Origin of the sequence: Thermoanaerobacterium xylanolyticum LX-11, from assembly GCF_000189775.2 — a bacterium.
Lineage (GTDB): Bacteria > Bacillota > Thermoanaerobacteria > Thermoanaerobacterales > Thermoanaerobacteraceae > Thermoanaerobacterium > Thermoanaerobacterium thermosulfurigenes.
Window position 1 is genome coordinate 187,848 of sequence record NC_015555.1, and the last position, 17,416, is coordinate 205,263.

Below are 17,416 nucleotides of genomic sequence, written 5' to 3' on the forward strand. Positions count from 1 at the left end.
CTATGGATACTTACGAAGGTGGTTTTTATAATGATGGCTTATAATCAAAAGGCTTTAAGACAATCAAAGATAATCGAGATAATAAGAGAAAAGGAAATAATAAACCAGAAACAGCTTATTGAAGAGCTTAAGTTAAATAAAATTATAGCCACACAATCGACGATTTCTCAGGACATTAAAGAGCTAAGATTGATAAAAGTTCCAAGCACTGATATGAAATCATACAAATATGCTTTTAACGAAGACTGTAGTCTTCCACAAAACAATTTTTTAAAATCCATAGTCGATATTAAATGCAATGGGAATATCATTGTCATAAAAACATTGTCTGGAGCGGCATCTGCCGTAGCCGAGATGATAGATCTATTAAAGTGCGATGACATCGTTGGCTCTGTGGCCGGTGACAATACAATTTTTGTATTGGTGAGAAAAGCAGGCAGTACAGTGGTCAAAGAAATTTTTAAAAGCGAAATGACAAATTAACTTATTGAAGGCGGATTTATCCGCCTTAATATTTTACCATATTGAAAACTTTAGCTTGAATCCATATTTCTAAAGGGTTAGAATATAATTAATAAATGATACATAATTAATTATATGTATACTATTTGAAAGGAATGAATTCTTCTATGGATAAGCTTAAAGTAGCTGTATTATTTGGGGGGCAGTCTGGAGAGCATGAAGTATCAAGGGTTTCAGCCACTTCTATAATTAACAATATAGATAGAGAAAAATATGAAGTTTACATGGTAGGCATAACCAAAAGGGGTCAATGGTATTTATACAGCGGCGATGTTGACAAGATTGCCACAGGAGAATGGGAAAAAGAAGCTGTGCCTGCTTTGATAGGGCCTTCAACTATGTACAAAGGAATAATTGCATTTAAAGACAAAAGTTATGAATTTTATCCAATTGATGTAGTTTTTCCAGTTTTGCATGGCCCCAATGGGGAAGATGGAACAGTACAGGGCCTTATGGAGCTTTTGGAGATGCCGTATGTTGGACCTAATGTGCTTTCATCATCATTGTGTATGGATAAAGTATTTTCAAAGAGGATATTTTTGGAGTCTGGCATACCGACGCCGAAGTTTACGGTAGTATACAGAAAAAATCTAAATGATGTAGATAAACATGAAAAGATAAGAAGTGAAATATCAGAAAAGATTGGATATCCTTGCTTTGTAAAACCTGCAAATATGGGTTCAAGTGTAGGGATATCAAAAGTTCACAATGAGGGTGAGCTAATTGATGCCTTGAAAATTGCAGCAAAGTATGATAGAAAGATTATTGTGGAAGAAGGTATTGATGCAAGGGAGATAGAGTGTTCCGTTTTAGGCAATGACAATCCTGAAGCATCTGTCGCTGGTGAGATTGTTCCAGCACATGAATTTTACGATTATGATGCAAAATATTTTGATGAAGCATCAAAACTTTTTATTCCAGCGCCTATACCTGATGCTAAGATGGAGGAGATAAGGGAGTTAGCCATAAAAGCGTATACGGCGTTAGACGTGAGAGGAATGGCCAGAGTAGACTTTTTGATGGATAAAAATACAGGTAAAGTCTACTTGAATGAATTAAATACGATCCCAGGATTTACGCAAATCAGCATGTATCCTAAGCTTTGGGAGGCATCGGGGAAACCATACAGCGAACTGATTGATGAGCTTATACAGTTGGCTTTATCTGTCCACAATGAAAAATGTACAAACTGGTAAAGGGGAGTTTAGCTTGAAAAAAGCTTTGATTACAGTTAAAGGCACACAGAAGAATGCTCAAAATGAAACAGATACGATAGAACTTATAACAGAGGGTGAATTTTTGAAAAAAGGTGAATACTACTATATAAAGTACGATGAATCGGAGCTTTCAGGCTTAGACAAGACGACAACTACATTGAAAGTTGGTGAAGATTCAGTAATATTAATGAGATTTGGAGACAATCAATCAAAGATGGTATTTGAAAAGAACACAAGGCATGAATCAAACTATGTGACTCCTTACGGAAATATAATGCTTGGCGTAAAATCTGATGAAATCAAAGTAAATTTGACAGAAAATGGTGGAGAGTTGAAACTCAAATATGCCATTGATTTAGATGAAAGAGTATTAAGCGATAATGAACTATATTTAACGGTGCGGGAGGTTAATTGATTTGGATAATATTGTACAAAAGGTAAAAAATCAGATAACTGAAATGGTGATAAACTCTATAGAGGAAGCTAAAAAGAATGGCCTTTTAAATATTGAAGAAATTCCATCAGTGGAAATAGAAGAACCTAAGGAAAAACAATTTGGAGATTTAGCTATAAACACAGCCATGATAATGGCAAAACCTGCAAAGATGCCGCCAAGAAAGATCGCAGAGATAATTAAAGATGGACTTAAGCTTGAAGGTACAATGATTGAAAAAGTGGAAATAGCAGGTCCAGGATTTATGAATTTTTACTTGAATGATGATTATAACGTTGAAGCATTGATGCTTATAAAAGAAAAAGGTCCAGATTACGGCAGAGTGAATATTGGAAATGGCAAGAGAGTACAAGTAGAATTTGTATCGGCAAATCCAACTGGACCCATGCACATGGGAAATGCCAGAGGTGGTGCATTAGGCGATGCACTTTCATCTATATTGGACTATGCAGGATACGATGTCACGAGAGAGTTTTACATAAACGATGCAGGCAACCAGATAGAAAAATTTGGCTTGTCATTGGAAGCTCGCTATTTGCAATTATTAGGTGAAGATGCCGAAGTGCCTGAGGGCGGTTATCACGGCGATGATATAATTGAAAGGGCAAAAGAATTTTTAGAATTATACGGTGATAAGTACAAAGATGCAGATCCTGAAGAAAGGAGAAAAGCATTAATACAGTATGGACTTAAAAAGAATATAGCTAAACTTAAAGAGGACCTTGAAGCGTACGGGATAGAGTATGACGTATGGTTTTCTGAAAATACGCTGCATGAAAGCGGTGAGGTACAATCAGTCATAGAAGAACTTAAGGAAAAAGGTTATACGTATGAAAAAGATGGTGCTCTTTGGTTTAAAGAGACGCTTTTTGGTGCTGAAAAAGATGACGTATTAGTAAGGGCAAATGGTTTTCCTACATATTTAGCATCTGATATAGCCTACCACAAGAATAAATTTGTGACTCGTGGCTTTGATTGGGTCATCGATATATGGGGTGCCGATCATCATGGACATGTGGCACCGATGAAGGGTGCCATGAAAGCACTGGGTATTGACCCTGATAGGCTTGATGTGCTTTTGATGCAGCTTGTAAGGCTTATGAAGGGCAAAGAAGTAGTGAGGATGTCAAAAAGGACAGGCAAAATGGTGACATTGAGAGATTTGATTGATGAAGTCGGCAAAGACGCCGCGAGATTTTTCTTTAACATGCGTTCTGCTGATAGTGCTGTTGACTTTGATATGGACTTAGCTGTTGAGCAGTCAAATGAAAATCCAGTTTTTTACGTTCAATATGCCCATGCCAGAATATGTTCTATATTGAGGCAATTAAAGGAAGATGGGATTGATACAGACAATTTAAAAGAAGTCAACTTAAAATTGTTGAGTGAAGATACAGAGATTAGTTTGATTAAAAAACTGGCATATCTGCCTGAAGAAATTACAATAGCAGCAAATACCATGGCTCCTCACAGAATCACGCGGTATATACTCGATGTATCATCATTGTTTCACACTTTTTACAATAGCTGCAGGGTGAGAGGTGTTGATGAAGAACTGATGAAAGCGAGGATAGTCCTAATCGATGCTACAAGAATTGTAATAAAGAATGTGCTGGATATGTTGAAGATAACAGCACCAGAGAAAATGTAAAGGCGGATTATCCGCCTAATATTTTTATGGAGGTCAGGCTATCCGGAGGAAATTTATGATAAAGCTATGAATCGTGCCAATGATATTAATATAGGACAAGATAATGTGTTATAATATGGCATAGGAGGTGTTAATATGAAAATACGGTATTTTGGACATTCATGCTTCAAGATAACATTAGAAAATGGTATAAGCATAGTGACAGATCCATTTGATCAGACTGTAGGATATCCGCTGCCTGAGACAGAAGCCGACATTGTGACATCATCTCATTCTCATTTTGACCACAATTACTTTAAAGCTGTAAAGGGTGACTTTAAAATCGTGAATACTCCTGGTGAACATGATGTAGATGGTGTTCACATAAAAGGAGTAAGTGTATTTCACGATGACGAGCATGGTGCTAAAAGAGGGAAGAACATAATATTCGTAATAGAGGCTGATGGCATGAAAGTGTGCCATGCAGGGGATCTTGGACACATACTTACAGACGATATGGTGAAAGAAGTAGGAGATGTTGACGTATTGATGGTGCCAGTTGGTGGGTATTACACGATTGATGATAGACAGGCAGTAAAAGTAGTTGAGCAGCTTAAACCAAAGTTGACCATTGCAATGCACTTTAGGACAAGCAACGTTAATTTGCCAATTGAGACGGAGGATAATTTCTTGAAGATGACAGGCGGACGGAAGGTACAGTCTAATGAAATTGAAATTGACAGAAATTATTTAGAAGGCAGAAGCGATGTGGTCGCTTTGAATTATGAAAATTCATAAATTTACCATATATTTTTAGGTATATTATGTTGTAATGGGGACAATATAATATCGTAAGGTTCGCAATGGTTGAGCCAAGATCATCTAAGGACGAAAGTTCTTAGATGATCGGCCAAAGATTGATATTGGATCAAGTGGTCCAATATCAGTCGGCGGGCAGACTGTGATATGTCTTGTAAGGCTTTATATTAGTCATATAGATTAATATAAGGTTAAAAGAGATGTATTATAGTCGAGCTAAGATCATTATAAGTTCCGCAGGCCAGATGTATAGCTTAGTGTTGTACTTAGGCTGGAGGTCTAATATGGTCGAGAGATTATATTAGGTTTCTAAGGTATTTATAATGGTCGAGCAAAGGTCTATATGGGTTTTGAGATGCTTGTATTAAGTCATAAGATTTGATTTAATACAGGTGTGCAAAGATTTATATAGGCTGAAGCGAAGATCATTGCGGGCCTTTTTATATATAATTATGGAGACGGTTCTTGCCGTCTCTTTTTTGTGCGCCCGGCATGGGCGGTAACTTGGCAGGGAAAGTCCGCTGTGGGCTTGGTAGTGGGAACCACGTGTCCATCGTGAGGTGGAATCTGAAGGAAGCGGTAGGCAAACTCTCGGTCTGATGAACAAAAACCAGATAAGAGGCTGAATTAGGGCGGACGAGTTTGCAAGTCAAAACGAAGTCCAACACTACCCGAACCCCATACAGTAAATCTGGCAGATATATGAGATGAAGGTTATCGTTCTTACCCGGGGAGTTCTCAAGGACAAGTCATTAAAGTGAACTCTGAAATGACAACCCATGCAGTGATGTATGGCTGAACCTTGAGAAGTCAGCAGAGGTCATAGTACTTGTCTAGTCATGAATAGATAAGGAAGGACCGAACATTAGGAGGTTTTGGCGAGGGATATGCAGTTCTTAAGACAACTCAACAAAGAGGCTATCCGCTCAATCAAGAAATGGAATTTAAAGAGAGAGGGGGATATATCATCGGCGTCAAAAGATAGAAGAAACAATGTACAAATATACACCAGTAATATGCTTGAAATGATACTATATAGCTATCAATGCTCATTCTTAGAGCGATGGTGAGGTCTTTTTTCAAAAAAACATAAAAATACTTGACACGATCGGGAAAAACCAGTTTAAATGACATCGATATTGTGGTATACTACAATATGCCCTTTAAAACTTTATTTTTGGAGGTGATATATATGGATAATTTGTCAATACCTGAGATAGTGTCGCCTTTGAGACAGAAGATGGTTAGAGTTCCGGAGGTTATACAAAATGTTTCAGGCATAAAAATACATGGCAAAGTTATAAAGTCAATACTTTTTACTACAGACATAGCTATAATAAGAAACACAAATGCAAATGCCATATTAGCAGTTTATCCTTTTACACCACAGCCTGTCATTACACACGCTATAATTATGGCGTCAGACATTCCTGTGTTTAGCGGTGTCGGGGGTGGACTTACACAAGGCAAGAGAGTGGTCAATTTGGCACTTGATGCGGAATTCCAAGGCGCTATGGGTGTTGTCGTCAATGCACCTACTGCAAATGATATAATCAAAAAGATAAGGGCTACAATCGACATACCGATAATAGTAACCATCGTCTCAGAAAATGAAGACATAAAAGGCCGCGTAGATGCAGGGGCAACGATTTTAAATATTTCAGGCGCAAAAAAGACGCCGCAGATTGTGAAAAGGGTAAGAGACATTTGCCCAAATATACCGATAATTGCTACAGGAGGGCCTACAGATGAGACGATAATGGAGACGATAGAAGCTGGTGCAAATGCTATTTCGTACACACCCCCAACAAATGCGGAGATATTTTCACACGTAATGGATAAATACAGAGAGGAAAGGCAGTAAAAATAGTAAAATATATAAATAAATTGATATTGATAAATAATTAATAATGATTTATAATAGGTTATTATTAATAAGCGGAGGCGTTATGATGTTTAATAGACTTAAGAGGGCTTTAATAGGTAGACCACTGACAAATAAGGCTATTAAAAACGAGAAATACGGCGTAATATGGGGACTTCCTATACTGTCCAGCGATGCGATTTCTTCTGTGGCTTATGCCGGCGAGGAAATCTTATTAGTTTTGCTGCCTGCAATAGGCTTTATGGCATATAAAAATCTGCTTTATATTTCTGCCGCTATTATCAGTCTATTATTGATACTTACTTTTTCTTACATACAGACGATAGAAAACTACCCAAATGGAGGAGGCGCCTACATAGTTGCGTCTGATAACTTAGGGAAGACCGCAGGAGTAGTAGCTGGTGCTGCACTATCTGTCGACTATATTTTGACAGTGGCAGTTAGTGTGTCATCAGGTGTTGATCAGATAACATCTGCATTTTTATTTTTAAGGCCTTACTCAATACTTATATGTATCGCAATTGTGCTGATTTTGATGATAGGCAATTTGAGAGGTATACGTGAATCATCCAGAATTTTTGGTGTTCCTACGTATGCTTTTGTTTTTGGCATAGTTGCGATGCTTATTGCAGGTATTGTAAAGATAAAAGGAGGATATGTGCCTCCTACTACACCTTTAAAAGCCGTTGAACCAGTCACACTGTTCTTACTTTTAAGAGCTTTTTCAAATGGATGTTCTGCTTTGACTGGCGTTGAAGCTGTAAGCAATGCGGTGCCGAATTTTAAAGAGCCATCTGTTAAACGAGCAATTACTGTCTTGATTTTGCTATCTTCTATTGTCTTGATTTCATTTGGCGGCATATCTGTCCTTATAAGCATGTATCACGTTACTGCAGGAGACAAAGCTGTAATCATACAGTTAGCAAACGAAATATTTGGTAGAGGCTTCATGTTCTACTACATTACAGCAACAACATTTATCATATTGGTAATGGCATCTAATACTGCTTATTCAGGATTTCCACTCTTACTTGCGATAATGGCAAAAGAAGGACACATGCCGAGACAGCTTAACAAAAGAGGCGACAGGCTAAGCTATTCAAACGGCATAATATTGCTTTCAGTTTTGGCTACTGTTCTTATTGTGGCATTCAGGGCTAATGTCACTTCCTTGATAGGACTTTATGCAATTGGCGTTTTCATATCATTTACTTTGTCGCAGACAGGCATGGCAAAGAGATGGATAACAACGAGAAGCAAAAATTGGGTTATAAAGGCGATTATAAATGGTACAGGTGCTATTGTCACGGCTTTAGTTGTCGTAATTGTAGGAATAACCAAATTTAGAGAAGGTGCTTGGATCGTAATAATAGTTATACCTGTTTTGGTATTTATGATGCTTAAGATAAATAAGCATTACAGGGCTGTGGCTGTACAGCTTAGAGTAAGTCCAGAAGATCTTCAGTGCATAAAGATCTCTGAAAGTCACTATCGAAACAGAGTAATAGTGCCTATAGAGAGCATCAATAAGGCCAGTATCAGAGCGTTAAGGTATGCCAGGACGATATCTGAGCATGTCATCGCTTTTAATGTGTCTATAGATGAGGAAAGCGGTGAAAAAATTAAAAAGAGGTATGCCATGCTTAATACGGACATACCGCTTATTGTCAAATATTCACCATTTAGGAGAATCGTTGAGCCGCTTCTTAAATTTATAGAATCGGAAGAGTACAACTATAAAAAAGGAGATATGATAACAGTAATATTGCCGCAGTTTGTAGTTAGGAAAAGGTGGCACAACATTCTTCATAATAAGACGAGAGTTTATATAGAAAAAGAACTGTTAAAACACAAACACATCGTCGTTGCGACCATGCCGCTGCAGCTTCACGATGATGATGATATTGAAGATAAATGCAAAAAAGAGCAATAAGATTATTGCTCTTTTAATATTGTGCTTATGGCGTGAAGGACCTTGTCAATATGGTCTTTTTTGATGTAATAGTGTGTTACAAATCTTACGGCGTAGTCATTGCCGCCGTTTACCTTAATCCCGTAATTTAAAAGTTTTGAGGATAATTGTGCTCCTGTAAGACCTGTTGCAGATATGTCAGACATGACGATATTTGTTTGAACTGTCGACATGTCAACTTTTATGCCTTTTATGTTATTTAAGCCTTCTGCTAAAAGCCTTGCGTTTTCGTGATCTTCTGCTAATCTCTTTGTCATCTTTTCAAGTGCTACAATTCCTGCTGCAGCTAAAATCCCAGCTTGTCTTAAACCACCACCCAACATTTTGCGGTACTTTCTGGCCTTTTTAATGAAATCTTTACTGCCGGCCACAATGGAACCTACGGGTGCACAAAGTCCTTTTGACAGACAAAACATTACGCTGTCAGCGTATCTTGCTATTTCCTTTACGTCCACATTTAGGTATGTGGCTGCGTTGAAAATCCTTGCTCCGTCTAAATGAACAGGTATATCGTGTTCTTTTGCTATCTCATAAATTTCCTTCATATTGCTTAGTGGTATAACTGTACCACCTGCTTTATTGTGGGTGTTTTCCAGACATATAAGACTTGTCTTTGGAAAATGGATGTCATCTGTCCTGATGGAGTTTAGAACATCTTTCGGGTCCATAATACCATTTATTCCTCGTATAGTTTTAGCTTGCACCCCTGATAGATATCCTATTCCACCGACTTCATACGTAATTATATGGCATTTTTCTTCCAGTATTATTTCGTTGCCGTGATGTGTATGTGTCATGACAGATACTTGGTTTCCTTGTGTCCCGCTTGTCACAAACATTGCATCTTCTTTTCCCATAATATCTGCTGCCATTTCTTCAAGCTTCTTTACAGTGGGATCTTCACCATAAACATCGTCGCCTACTAAAGCTTTGTACATGGCATCTCTCATTTCCTGAGTTGGCAACGTGACTGTGTCGCTTCTTAAATCGATGTATTCCATATGCAATTACCTCCTATCTATTAGCTTAATTTAAGATTAACATTGTTGAAAAGCTAAAGCAATAGATGCGATTACGGGAATTTTGTTATTTAAAGCAATGGTGTTATAATCAAATAAGAAATTTAAATTTTAAGATACGGAGGGGTTGTATGCAGTATAGAGAATTTGGCAATACAGGTGTTAAGGTTTCAGCATTGGGTTTTGGCGCAATGAGATTGCCTACAATAGGCGGAGACAACAGCAAGATCGATGAAGAAGAAGCTATAAAGATGATAAGATATGCTATAGATAATGGCGTTAACTACGTTGATACTGCATATCCGTACCACAATGGGCAAAGTGAGATTGTGGTAGGCAAAGCTTTAAAAGACGGATACAGGGAAAAGACGTATTTAGCTACAAAACTTCCGTCATGGCTTGTTAATGAAAAAGAAGATATGGATAAATACCTGAATGAACAACTAAAAAAACTGGACGTTGACTACATAGATTTTTACCTTCTACACGCATTGGATAAAGAGAGATGGGAGAAGTACAAAAGACTTGATGTGTTTAGCTGGATGGAAAAGGTCAAGAAAGAAGGCAAAGTCAAATTCATAGGTTTTTCTTTCCATGACGAATACAACGTTTTTAAAGGCATAATCGATGATTACGATAAATGGGATTTTTGTCAGATACAGTACAACTACATGGATATAAACAATCAAGCGGGCTTAAAAGGGCTTAAGTATGCTGCGTCAAAGGGATTAGCCGTTATTGTAATGGAACCAATAAGAGGTGGCAAGCTTGCTGGAGATCCGCCAGAGGCTATCAAAGAGCTTTGGAACAGTGCAAGTGTAAAAAGGACACCTGCAGAATGGGCTTTGCAGTGGGTGTGGAATCATCCTGAAGTTTCCCTTGTATTAAGTGGAATGAGCACGATGGAACAAGTGAAACAAAATATAGAAAGTGCATCAAGATCAAAAGCAAATGGTTTAACCGAGAACGAGGTAAAACTTGTAGATAAAGTCAGAGAAACTTATGAAAGGCTTTCGCCTGTAGGATGTACTGCTTGTAACTACTGTATGCCATGTCCAAATGGTGTGAATATACCTAAGAATTTTGCCGTATACAATGAAGCCCACATGTACAACAATTATGATGAAGCACTTAGAAATTATAATAACTTAAATGAAGGTAAAGCAAGTTCTTGCATAGAATGCGGAGAGTGCGAGACAAAATGCCCTCAACACTTGACAATAATTGATTATCTAAAGGATGTAAGAAGATATTTTAAAGATGCTGTTTAAAAATAAGCCATATTGATGAAACTTAAGTTTCACCAATATGGCTTTACTTTTAGTAGAAAAAACTATGTATAATATTTTTTATAATACTTGCTTTGATAGTTTACTTGTGAAATAATAAATAGTGAATATCTTATTTAGAAGGGAGTGTCAAGAATGGTTCAAAGTGGATTTATGCTATTTCTGCAGTATTTTGTGGCTTTAGCTACACCGATTGTATCAGTTATCTTTTTGGTATTTTACATAGTTTATACATTGAAAAAAATGAAAAAGATTGATTCAATAGAAAAAAGTTTAGCAAAAATAGCAACTTCAGGCAAATCAGAATCAAGTGAATCTTCTTATAAATCTAATGAAGATTTTGAAATTGAAGATGAAGTCGAAGAAGTAGTTGTTAAATAGCAAAATGCATCAGGATGTGATAATGTGGTATGGGATGACTTAGATACACCGATTGGAACGCTAAGAATATATTCAAGCGAAGATGGCATAACGAGGATAGATTTTCCTAATGAAGAACATTTACAATGTTTAAGGAGTACGAATTCATTTATAGCTGATTGCAAAGAACAGCTTAAATTGTACTTTGAGGGTCACTTGAAAGAATTTAGCGTAAAGTTAGATTTAGAAGGGACAGACTTTCAAAAATCTGTTTGGCGAGAGCTTATGAAGATACCGTATGGCTTTTACGCTACATACGGTGAAATCGCAAGAAGAATAGGTAAGCCAAATGCATCAAGAGCTGTAGGAAATGCCCTCAATAAAAATCCTATTCCGATTATCATACCGTGTCATAGGGTCATCGGTTCAGATATGACACTGAAAGGCTTTGCAGGAGGACTTAATGTCAAGTCATTACTGCTTCAACATGAAGGTATTGCATTTAAAAAGTAATTTTATTATAATTAGATAATAAATTAATCAATAGACTATGTCCGCTGGGGGTGCTTTTAGCTGAGATGGCAGATGCCAAACCCCTAGAACCTGATTAGGTTAATACCTACGAAGGGAATGCGGCAAAAGACCGCATCAGTGTGCGGTTTTTTTGTTTTAAGCGGTACATAGCCTCAAAAGGAGGTTATTTTTATGTCCTACATTGTAAGCATTTTTTCTGATTTTACAAAGATAAAGCCTGCCACACTTTCCATAATAATTGCGATTCTATTTGCTGCCTTTTTGTTTTACATTTTAAGAAACAGCGTGAAATTTAATGCAAAGATGCTTGTGTACGGTGGATTAGCAATAGCCATATCATTTGTATTGTCGTATATAAGGTTTTACCATTGGCCTCAAGGTGGCTCTATAACGCCAGCCAGTATGCTTCCGCTGTTTGTCTTTGCATACTATTACGGTGCAGGGCCTGGTATAGCGGTGGGAATGGCCTATGGAATGCTTCAGCTAATACAAGATCCTTATGTTGTGCATTGGATACAGCTTCTATTAGATTATCCATTGGCGTTTGGTGCCTTAGGACTTGCAGGATTCTTTAAAAAGAATTTAAGTCTGGGAATCTTAGTTGGTGGTTTTGGCAGGTTTTTTTCACATTTTCTATCAGGTGTCTTCTTCTTTGCCAGCTATGCACCAAAAGGTATGAATCCTATTGTCTATTCGCTTCTTGTTAATGGTATATTAGTAGGTGTGGAGGTCTTGATTTGTTTTGTGGTTTCTATTATTCCGCAAGTTAGAAATGCAATTGAGATGATAAAGAAAAAAGCATTAGCGTAAAATTTATAAAAACCCTCTTTTTAACGGAAGAGGGTTTTTAGTGCGCCCGGCATGGGCGATAACTTGGCGGTGAAAGTCCGCTGTGGGCTTGGTAGTGGGAACCACTAGCTGAACCGCAAGGGTGTCCATCGTGAGGTGGAATCTGAAGGAAGCGGTAGGCAAAATCTCGGTCTGAGGAATACGAACCAGATAAGAGGCTGAATTGGGGCGGACGAGTTTGCTGAACAAAACGAAGTCCAACACTACCCGAACCCCATACAGTAAATCTGGCAGATAGACGAGATGAAGGTTATCGTTCTTACCCGGGGAGGTCTCAAGGATAAGTCATTAAAGTGAACTCTGAAATGACAACCCATGCAGTGATGTATGGCTGAACCTTGAGAAGTCAGCAGAGGTCATAGTACTTATCTAGTCATGAATAGATAAGGAAGGACCGAACATTAGGAGGTTTTGGAAATCTTATGAACTCGAAAGATATGCAGAGACTGCAGACAACTCAACAAAGAGGCTATCCGCTCAATCAAGAAATGGAATTTCAAGAGAGAGCGGAAGTGCATAGTATATCATCGGCGTCAAAAGATAGAAGAAACAATGTACAAAGATACACCAGTAATATGCTTGAAATGATACTAGACCGAGAAAACATGAAAGAAGCATACAAACGAGTAGTTGCAAATAAAGGAAGCCATGGAGTCGATGGGATGGAAGTAGATGAACTTCTACCGTATCTCAAAGAAAACTGGCCGACCATAAAGCAACAATTACTGGAAGGAAAATATAAACCACAACCAGTGTTGAGAGTAGAAATACCAAAACCAGATGGAGGAACAAGACTACTAGGGATACCTACAGTACTAGACAGACTAATACAACAAGCAATAGCCCAAATACTAAGTGGAATATACGACCATACATTCTCTGATAACAGTTATGGTTTCAGACCTAGACGCAGTGCAAAAGACGCAGTAATAGCCGCAGAAGTATATATAAACGAAGGATGCACATGGGTAGTAGATATAGACTTAGAAAAGTTCTTTGACAGAGTAAACCACGACATACTAATGTCCAAATTAGAAAAGCGGATAGGAGACAAACGAGTACTGAAGCTAATACGAAGATACTTAGAATCAGGAGTAATGATAAATGGAATCAAAGTAGCAACAGAAGAAGGGACACCACAAGGAGGGCCATTAAGTCCGCTACTAGCAAACATAATGTTAGATGAACTAGACAAAGAACTAGAAAGAAGAGGACATAAATTCTGTCGATATGCAGATGATTGCAACATATACGTAAAAAGCAGGTCAGCAGGAAACAGAGTAATGAAAAGCATAAAGAAATTCATAGAAACCAAATTAAAACTAAAAGTCAATGAAACAAAAAGTGCTGTAGATAGACCATGGAAAAGAAAATTCTTAGGATTTTCGTTTTATACAAAAGAAAACGAAGTAAGAATAAGGATTCATGAAAAATCCATCAAAAGGTTTAAGGAAAAAGTAAGAGAAATAACCAATCGAAACAAGGGAATAAGCATGGAATACAGAATACGTAGATTGAATCAGATAACGACAGGATGGGTTAACTATTTTGGATTAGCAGATGCGAAAGGAATAATGAAAGCTCTTGACGAATGGATAAGGCGTAGACTAAGAGCATGTATATGGAAGCAATGGAAGAAGACAAAAACAAAGTATGACAATCTGATAAAATTAGGAGTAGAAAAACAAAAAGCCTGGGCATACGCCAATACGAGGAAAGGCTACTGGAGAATATCCAATAGCCAAATACTCAATATGACTCTTACAAATAAATACTTCGAAGACATAGGTTATAGAAGTTTATCAAAAAGGTATCTAATCGTACATTAAATCTTAATGAACCGCCGTATACCGAACGGTACGTACGGTGGTGTGAGAGGACGGCGGTTAGTCACCGCCTCCTACTCGATTAAATTTTATACAATAAATTGATTTTGATGGTATAATATTAGATAGCAAATAAAAATAAACTATATTGATGGATAGATTTTAACGCATTTTTAATACAAATTTAATTTAAATTTAATGTTTAAATGCCATAATCAATATAGTGATTGTGAGGGTCTTTTTGATGGATAAAATAAAGATTTTAATACTTTATGAAGATATAGGAACTGGACATAAAAGAACGGCGATGGCTTTAAAAAAAGCCTTCGAAAAAAGAGATGGCGTTGAAGCCTTCGTGGAAAATCCACTTGGGGAGAAGTTTCCCAGCCTGTCTTACTTGACAACGAGAATTTACTTAAAGACGCTAAAATTGACACCTGAATTATGGGGGTATCTTTATGAGATGGAAAGGGACAAGATAGAAAGGCGTATAAATAAGCTGGTAGGCATGTCTGTTTATACATTTATAAAAGATTACGTGTTAAATTTAAAGCCTAACGCAGTAATATGCACCCATCCGTTTTCTTGCTCTATTCTGTCACATATAAAAAGAGATCTCAACATTCCGATATTTGCCATATTGACTGATTACGATGTCCATGCCTATTGGATACATCACCAGATAGATGGGTATTTTGTTGGATCTCGAGAGATGAAAAGTCAGATGAATTTGATGGGTGTTTCCGATGACAAAATAAATGTGACTGGCATACCTATTGATGAAGAATTTTACGTCAAAAAAGATAAAAATGAGATGAGAGAAAAATTGGGTTTTCAATTAGATAGACCATTGGTGATGGTGATGGGCGGTGGACTTGGACTGGGAAACATAAAAAAAGCCGTCAATGTTATACAGAGGCATAAAGATTTGCAGATTGCTGTAATATGTGGATTAAATAAGAATTTAAAGGCTAAAATAGAGGAGATATCGGATGATAATGTATTTGTGTATGGTCATGTAGACAACGTGCATGAATTTATGGAGGCTGCTGATGTCTTAGTAACTAAAAGTGGTGGTCTTACTGTCACCGAAGCCATAATTAAGAAATTGCCTATGATAATTTTTGATCCTATACCTGGACAAGAAGAGAGAAATCTCGAATTTTTGCTTAAAAAGAGGATTGCCTTAAGAATTAAAGATATAGAAAAGTTAGACAAAAAGATATTAGATCTCTTATCTGACAAGAAAAAGATAGATGAAATGAAGGAGCGCATGGAGGAAATTGGCATATACAATTCAGCAGACAAGGTATGCAGCGTAGTTATAAATAATATAAAGAATGATGCTTTGAAGGTGTAAGGAGGTTTCATTTGTGTCGGGAGTGAAGAAATTGATTATTGCGGAGGACAGGAATGTATTTTTCCTTTTAAATGAAAGGATAAAGTGCAAAACTCTTGATAAGATTATGCCTAAAATAACCCATATAGGAGGACCGTATTTTACGATTTTATCTTGTTTGCTGCTGATTTTGTTTGGAAAAAGCAGCGTTAAGCTTTCTGCCATTCAAGCCCTTACTACTTTGACAAGTAGCCACTTAGTTGTGCAAATTTTAAAGAGAATATGCACGAGGCCAAGGCCTTACATGGTTTTGCCTGAAGCCAATACATTCAAATATTTGTTGAGAGATTATTCTTTCCCGTCAGGTCACGCTACAGCTATATTTTCTTTGGCGGTTTCTTTTTCATTTTTCTTTCCTGATTTGACGATTATTTTAGTCAGTCTGGCTATTTTAGTGAGTCTTTCGAGGATTTACATGGGATTGCACTATCCTTCAGATGTCATAATAGGCTCTACGGTTGGTATCCTATTTTCATATATAACACATATGTATGGCTTGATGCTGCCTATTCTTTAAACAAGTATTTATATTGAGCAGTTATAGCTAACAATGTGAAGATGTACGTTATGACTGAAAAGAAATAATTCCATCTGTTGTAAATAAGAAGCCCGTTTATGTGAAATACTGCTTCAACGGCAGTCAGAAACAATATCCATGCAGCCGTGTATATGATGTAGCGTATTTTTCCTTTTGGTATGTATTGTATAAAAATCATGCCATAAGGTGGTCCTATAAATGTTTCCATCAGGAATGACAAAACTCCATTTGGGACAGGTGCATCAATGTAATAGTAGTATTTCAAAGTAAAGTCAAATATCACATCCAAAGAAAAGCCTATCACAGATGAAAGCAGATACGCAGGTATTAGCACTTTTAACTTTTTTCTGTCTATCAAAAAAAGCGATATAATTACCGTAAAAATTGAAAAAATTATGTACCACATAACATCACCTTGAATTATTTTGGCTTTTACAAAAACAAATTATTAAAGTTTTTAAAAGCCAATTGACTAGAAAATTTTGTAATGATAAAATGATTAGTAGAAGATAATAATTTTCGGGAGGTGTTGTTATGTTAAACAATATTGAGAAAAAATATTTGACCGATTTAGAAGTTGCAAGGCTTGCTATAGATATAGAAGAAAGAGGATACGAATTTTATACAAAAGCTTCAGAGAAATTTTCTAACGACGAGAAAATGAGAAAGTTTTTTGATGACATGGCGAAAGAGGAGCTTATACATAAATCCAGATTTGAAGAGCTTTATAATAAGCTTTTAGACGAAAAGAAAGGCGACGATAGCTTGTACTTTGACATAGAGGCATCTATTTATTTAACATTGCTTTACAATACATCTGTTTTTCCATCGAAAGATGCTGTTGACGAGGTATTAGAGAAAATAAATAAATTTGAAGATGCTGTAGAATTGGCAATAAGAGCGGAAAAAGATTCCATAATATTTTACGATGAGATAGTCAAAGATGCTAAATTTGACTCTACGAAAAAAGTTGCAATAACATTATTGAATGAGGAGATAAAGCACTTCATAGATCTAAGCAATATGATAAAAGCGATATAGAGATTTTTATTGGCGTATGAAGAGTTATGTTCTTTATATGCTTTTTTTCTTATATTTGATAT

Annotated in this window: 17 protein-coding genes, 1 pseudogene and 1 riboswitch; of the genes and pseudogenes, 16 read left to right on the plus strand and 2 right to left on the minus strand. The window is 36.8% G+C overall.

Annotation, left to right across the window (positions count from 1 at the left end):
• The first annotated feature begins 30 nt into the window (after nt 1-30).
• The 8 genes and pseudogenes from THEXY_RS00945 (at nt 31) to THEXY_RS00980 (ending at nt 8,460) form a co-directional block, all read left to right on the plus strand.
• Complete coding sequence (locus tag THEXY_RS00945; RefSeq protein ID WP_013786998.1) at nt 31-483, plus strand: arginine repressor; 453 nt, start codon at nt 31-33, stop codon at nt 481-483.
• Nucleotides 484-629: 146 nt separating this feature from the next.
• The gene (locus tag THEXY_RS00950) at nt 630-1,718 is read left to right on the plus strand and encodes a D-alanine--D-alanine ligase family protein (protein ID WP_013786999.1); all 1,089 of its coding nucleotides are present in this window, start codon (nt 630-632) and stop codon (nt 1,716-1,718) included.
• A 13-nt stretch (nt 1,719-1,731) separates the two neighbouring features.
• Nucleotides 1,732-2,154 carry a YwiB family protein gene (locus tag THEXY_RS00955; protein ID WP_013787000.1) on the plus strand — a complete coding sequence of 141 codons (423 nt, stop codon included), beginning with the start codon at nt 1,732-1,734 and terminating at the stop codon, nt 2,152-2,154.
• Between the two features lies 1 nt (nt 2,155).
• Nucleotides 2,156-3,844, plus strand: a complete 1,689-nt coding sequence (gene argS / locus THEXY_RS00960) for an arginine--tRNA ligase (protein WP_013787001.1) — start codon at nt 2,156-2,158, stop codon at nt 3,842-3,844.
• A 135-nt stretch (nt 3,845-3,979) separates the two neighbouring features.
• Complete coding sequence (locus tag THEXY_RS00965) at nt 3,980-4,621, plus strand: MBL fold metallo-hydrolase (RefSeq protein ID WP_013787002.1); 642 nt, start codon at nt 3,980-3,982, stop codon at nt 4,619-4,621.
• An 868-nt stretch (nt 4,622-5,489) separates the two neighbouring features.
• A pseudogene (locus tag THEXY_RS12995) lies at nt 5,490-5,676 on the plus strand (hypothetical protein); the annotation flags it as partial.
• A gap of 158 nt (nt 5,677-5,834) precedes the next feature.
• Nucleotides 5,835-6,506 (plus strand): beta/alpha barrel domain-containing protein, encoded by a 672-nt coding sequence (locus tag THEXY_RS00975; protein ID WP_013787003.1) that lies wholly within the window; start codon nt 5,835-5,837, stop codon nt 6,504-6,506.
• Between the two features lie 88 nt (nt 6,507-6,594).
• A complete protein-coding gene (locus THEXY_RS00980) occupies nt 6,595-8,460 on the plus strand; it encodes an APC family permease (RefSeq protein ID WP_013787004.1) in 1,866 nt (621 codons plus the stop codon).
• 2 nt (nt 8,461-8,462) lie between these two features.
• Here THEXY_RS00980 and ltaE read toward each other — a convergent pair whose 3' ends face one another.
• Nucleotides 8,463-9,500, minus strand: a complete 1,038-nt coding sequence (ltaE, locus tag THEXY_RS00985) for a low-specificity L-threonine aldolase (protein WP_013787005.1) — start codon at nt 9,498-9,500, stop codon at nt 8,463-8,465.
• A 149-nt stretch (nt 9,501-9,649) separates the two neighbouring features.
• On the opposite strand from ltaE, the gene THEXY_RS00990 reads away from it, so the two are divergent.
• From THEXY_RS00990 to THEXY_RS01020, 7 genes are all read left to right on the plus strand, one after another.
• Nucleotides 9,650-10,789 carry an aldo/keto reductase gene (locus THEXY_RS00990; RefSeq protein WP_013787006.1) on the plus strand — a complete coding sequence of 380 codons (1,140 nt, stop codon included), beginning with the start codon at nt 9,650-9,652 and terminating at the stop codon, nt 10,787-10,789.
• A gap of 153 nt (nt 10,790-10,942) precedes the next feature.
• Nucleotides 10,943-11,188, plus strand: coding sequence for a hypothetical protein (locus tag THEXY_RS00995; protein ID WP_013787007.1), 246 nt, complete (start codon nt 10,943-10,945; stop codon nt 11,186-11,188).
• A 24-nt stretch (nt 11,189-11,212) separates the two neighbouring features.
• Nucleotides 11,213-11,680, plus strand: coding sequence for a methylated-DNA--[protein]-cysteine S-methyltransferase (locus tag THEXY_RS01000; RefSeq protein WP_013787008.1), 468 nt, complete (start codon nt 11,213-11,215; stop codon nt 11,678-11,680).
• Between the two features lie 36 nt (nt 11,681-11,716).
• Nucleotides 11,717-11,815, plus strand: a riboswitch (TPP riboswitch).
• A gap of 57 nt (nt 11,816-11,872) precedes the next feature.
• Nucleotides 11,873-12,511 carry an energy-coupled thiamine transporter ThiT gene (gene thiT / locus THEXY_RS01005; RefSeq protein WP_013787009.1) on the plus strand — a complete coding sequence of 213 codons (639 nt, stop codon included), beginning with the start codon at nt 11,873-11,875 and terminating at the stop codon, nt 12,509-12,511.
• A 461-nt stretch (nt 12,512-12,972) separates the two neighbouring features.
• Nucleotides 12,973-14,379 carry a group II intron reverse transcriptase/maturase gene (gene ltrA / locus THEXY_RS01010; RefSeq protein WP_013786870.1) on the plus strand — a complete coding sequence of 469 codons (1,407 nt, stop codon included), beginning with the start codon at nt 12,973-12,975 and terminating at the stop codon, nt 14,377-14,379.
• Between the two features lie 241 nt (nt 14,380-14,620).
• Nucleotides 14,621-15,736 carry an MGDG synthase family glycosyltransferase gene (locus THEXY_RS01015; protein WP_013787010.1) on the plus strand — a complete coding sequence of 372 codons (1,116 nt, stop codon included), beginning with the start codon at nt 14,621-14,623 and terminating at the stop codon, nt 15,734-15,736.
• Between the two features lie 13 nt (nt 15,737-15,749).
• Nucleotides 15,750-16,292 (plus strand): phosphatase PAP2 family protein, encoded by a 543-nt coding sequence (locus tag THEXY_RS01020; RefSeq protein WP_013787011.1) that lies wholly within the window; start codon nt 15,750-15,752, stop codon nt 16,290-16,292.
• Here THEXY_RS01020 and THEXY_RS01025 read toward each other — a convergent pair.
• Nucleotides 16,282-16,719: a CBO0543 family protein gene (locus THEXY_RS01025; protein WP_013787012.1), complete on the minus strand. Its 438-nt coding sequence runs from the start codon at nt 16,717-16,719 to the stop codon at nt 16,282-16,284. The two genes, THEXY_RS01020 and THEXY_RS01025, sit on opposite strands and share 11 nt — an antisense overlap.
• A 128-nt stretch (nt 16,720-16,847) precedes the next feature.
• Between THEXY_RS01025 and THEXY_RS01030 the strand changes: the two genes are divergently transcribed.
• Nucleotides 16,848-17,354, plus strand: a complete 507-nt coding sequence (locus THEXY_RS01030) for a ferritin-like domain-containing protein (protein WP_013787013.1) — start codon at nt 16,848-16,850, stop codon at nt 17,352-17,354.
• The last annotated feature ends 62 nt before the right edge of the window (nt 17,355-17,416 follow it).

What these genes read in the sequence shown, in the direction of transcription:
- THEXY_RS00975 (WP_013787003.1), top strand. Translation starts at nt 5,835, where the DNA reads ATGGATAATTTGTCAATACCTGAGATAGTGTCGCCTTTGAGACAGAAG.
- THEXY_RS01025 (WP_013787012.1), bottom strand. Translation starts at nt 16,719, where the DNA reads ATGTGGTACATAATTTTTTCAATTTTTACGGTAATTATATCGCTTTTT.
- THEXY_RS00965 (WP_013787002.1), top strand. Translation starts at nt 3,980, where the DNA reads ATGAAAATACGGTATTTTGGACATTCATGCTTCAAGATAACATTAGAA.
- THEXY_RS00945 (WP_013786998.1), top strand. Translation starts at nt 31, where the DNA reads ATGATGGCTTATAATCAAAAGGCTTTAAGACAATCAAAGATAATCGAG.
- ltaE (WP_013787005.1), bottom strand. Translation starts at nt 9,500, where the DNA reads ATGGAATACATCGATTTAAGAAGCGACACAGTCACGTTGCCAACTCAG.
- THEXY_RS00995 (WP_013787007.1), top strand. Translation starts at nt 10,943, where the DNA reads ATGGTTCAAAGTGGATTTATGCTATTTCTGCAGTATTTTGTGGCTTTA.
- THEXY_RS01030 (WP_013787013.1), top strand. Translation starts at nt 16,848, where the DNA reads ATGTTAAACAATATTGAGAAAAAATATTTGACCGATTTAGAAGTTGCA.
- ltrA (WP_013786870.1), top strand. Translation starts at nt 12,973, where the DNA reads ATGAACTCGAAAGATATGCAGAGACTGCAGACAACTCAACAAAGAGGC.
- THEXY_RS00980 (WP_013787004.1), top strand. Translation starts at nt 6,595, where the DNA reads ATGTTTAATAGACTTAAGAGGGCTTTAATAGGTAGACCACTGACAAAT.
- THEXY_RS01015 (WP_013787010.1), top strand. Translation starts at nt 14,621, where the DNA reads ATGGATAAAATAAAGATTTTAATACTTTATGAAGATATAGGAACTGGA.
- THEXY_RS00990 (WP_013787006.1), top strand. Translation starts at nt 9,650, where the DNA reads ATGCAGTATAGAGAATTTGGCAATACAGGTGTTAAGGTTTCAGCATTG.
- THEXY_RS00950 (WP_013786999.1), top strand. Translation starts at nt 630, where the DNA reads ATGGATAAGCTTAAAGTAGCTGTATTATTTGGGGGGCAGTCTGGAGAG.
- thiT (WP_013787009.1), top strand. Translation starts at nt 11,873, where the DNA reads ATGTCCTACATTGTAAGCATTTTTTCTGATTTTACAAAGATAAAGCCT.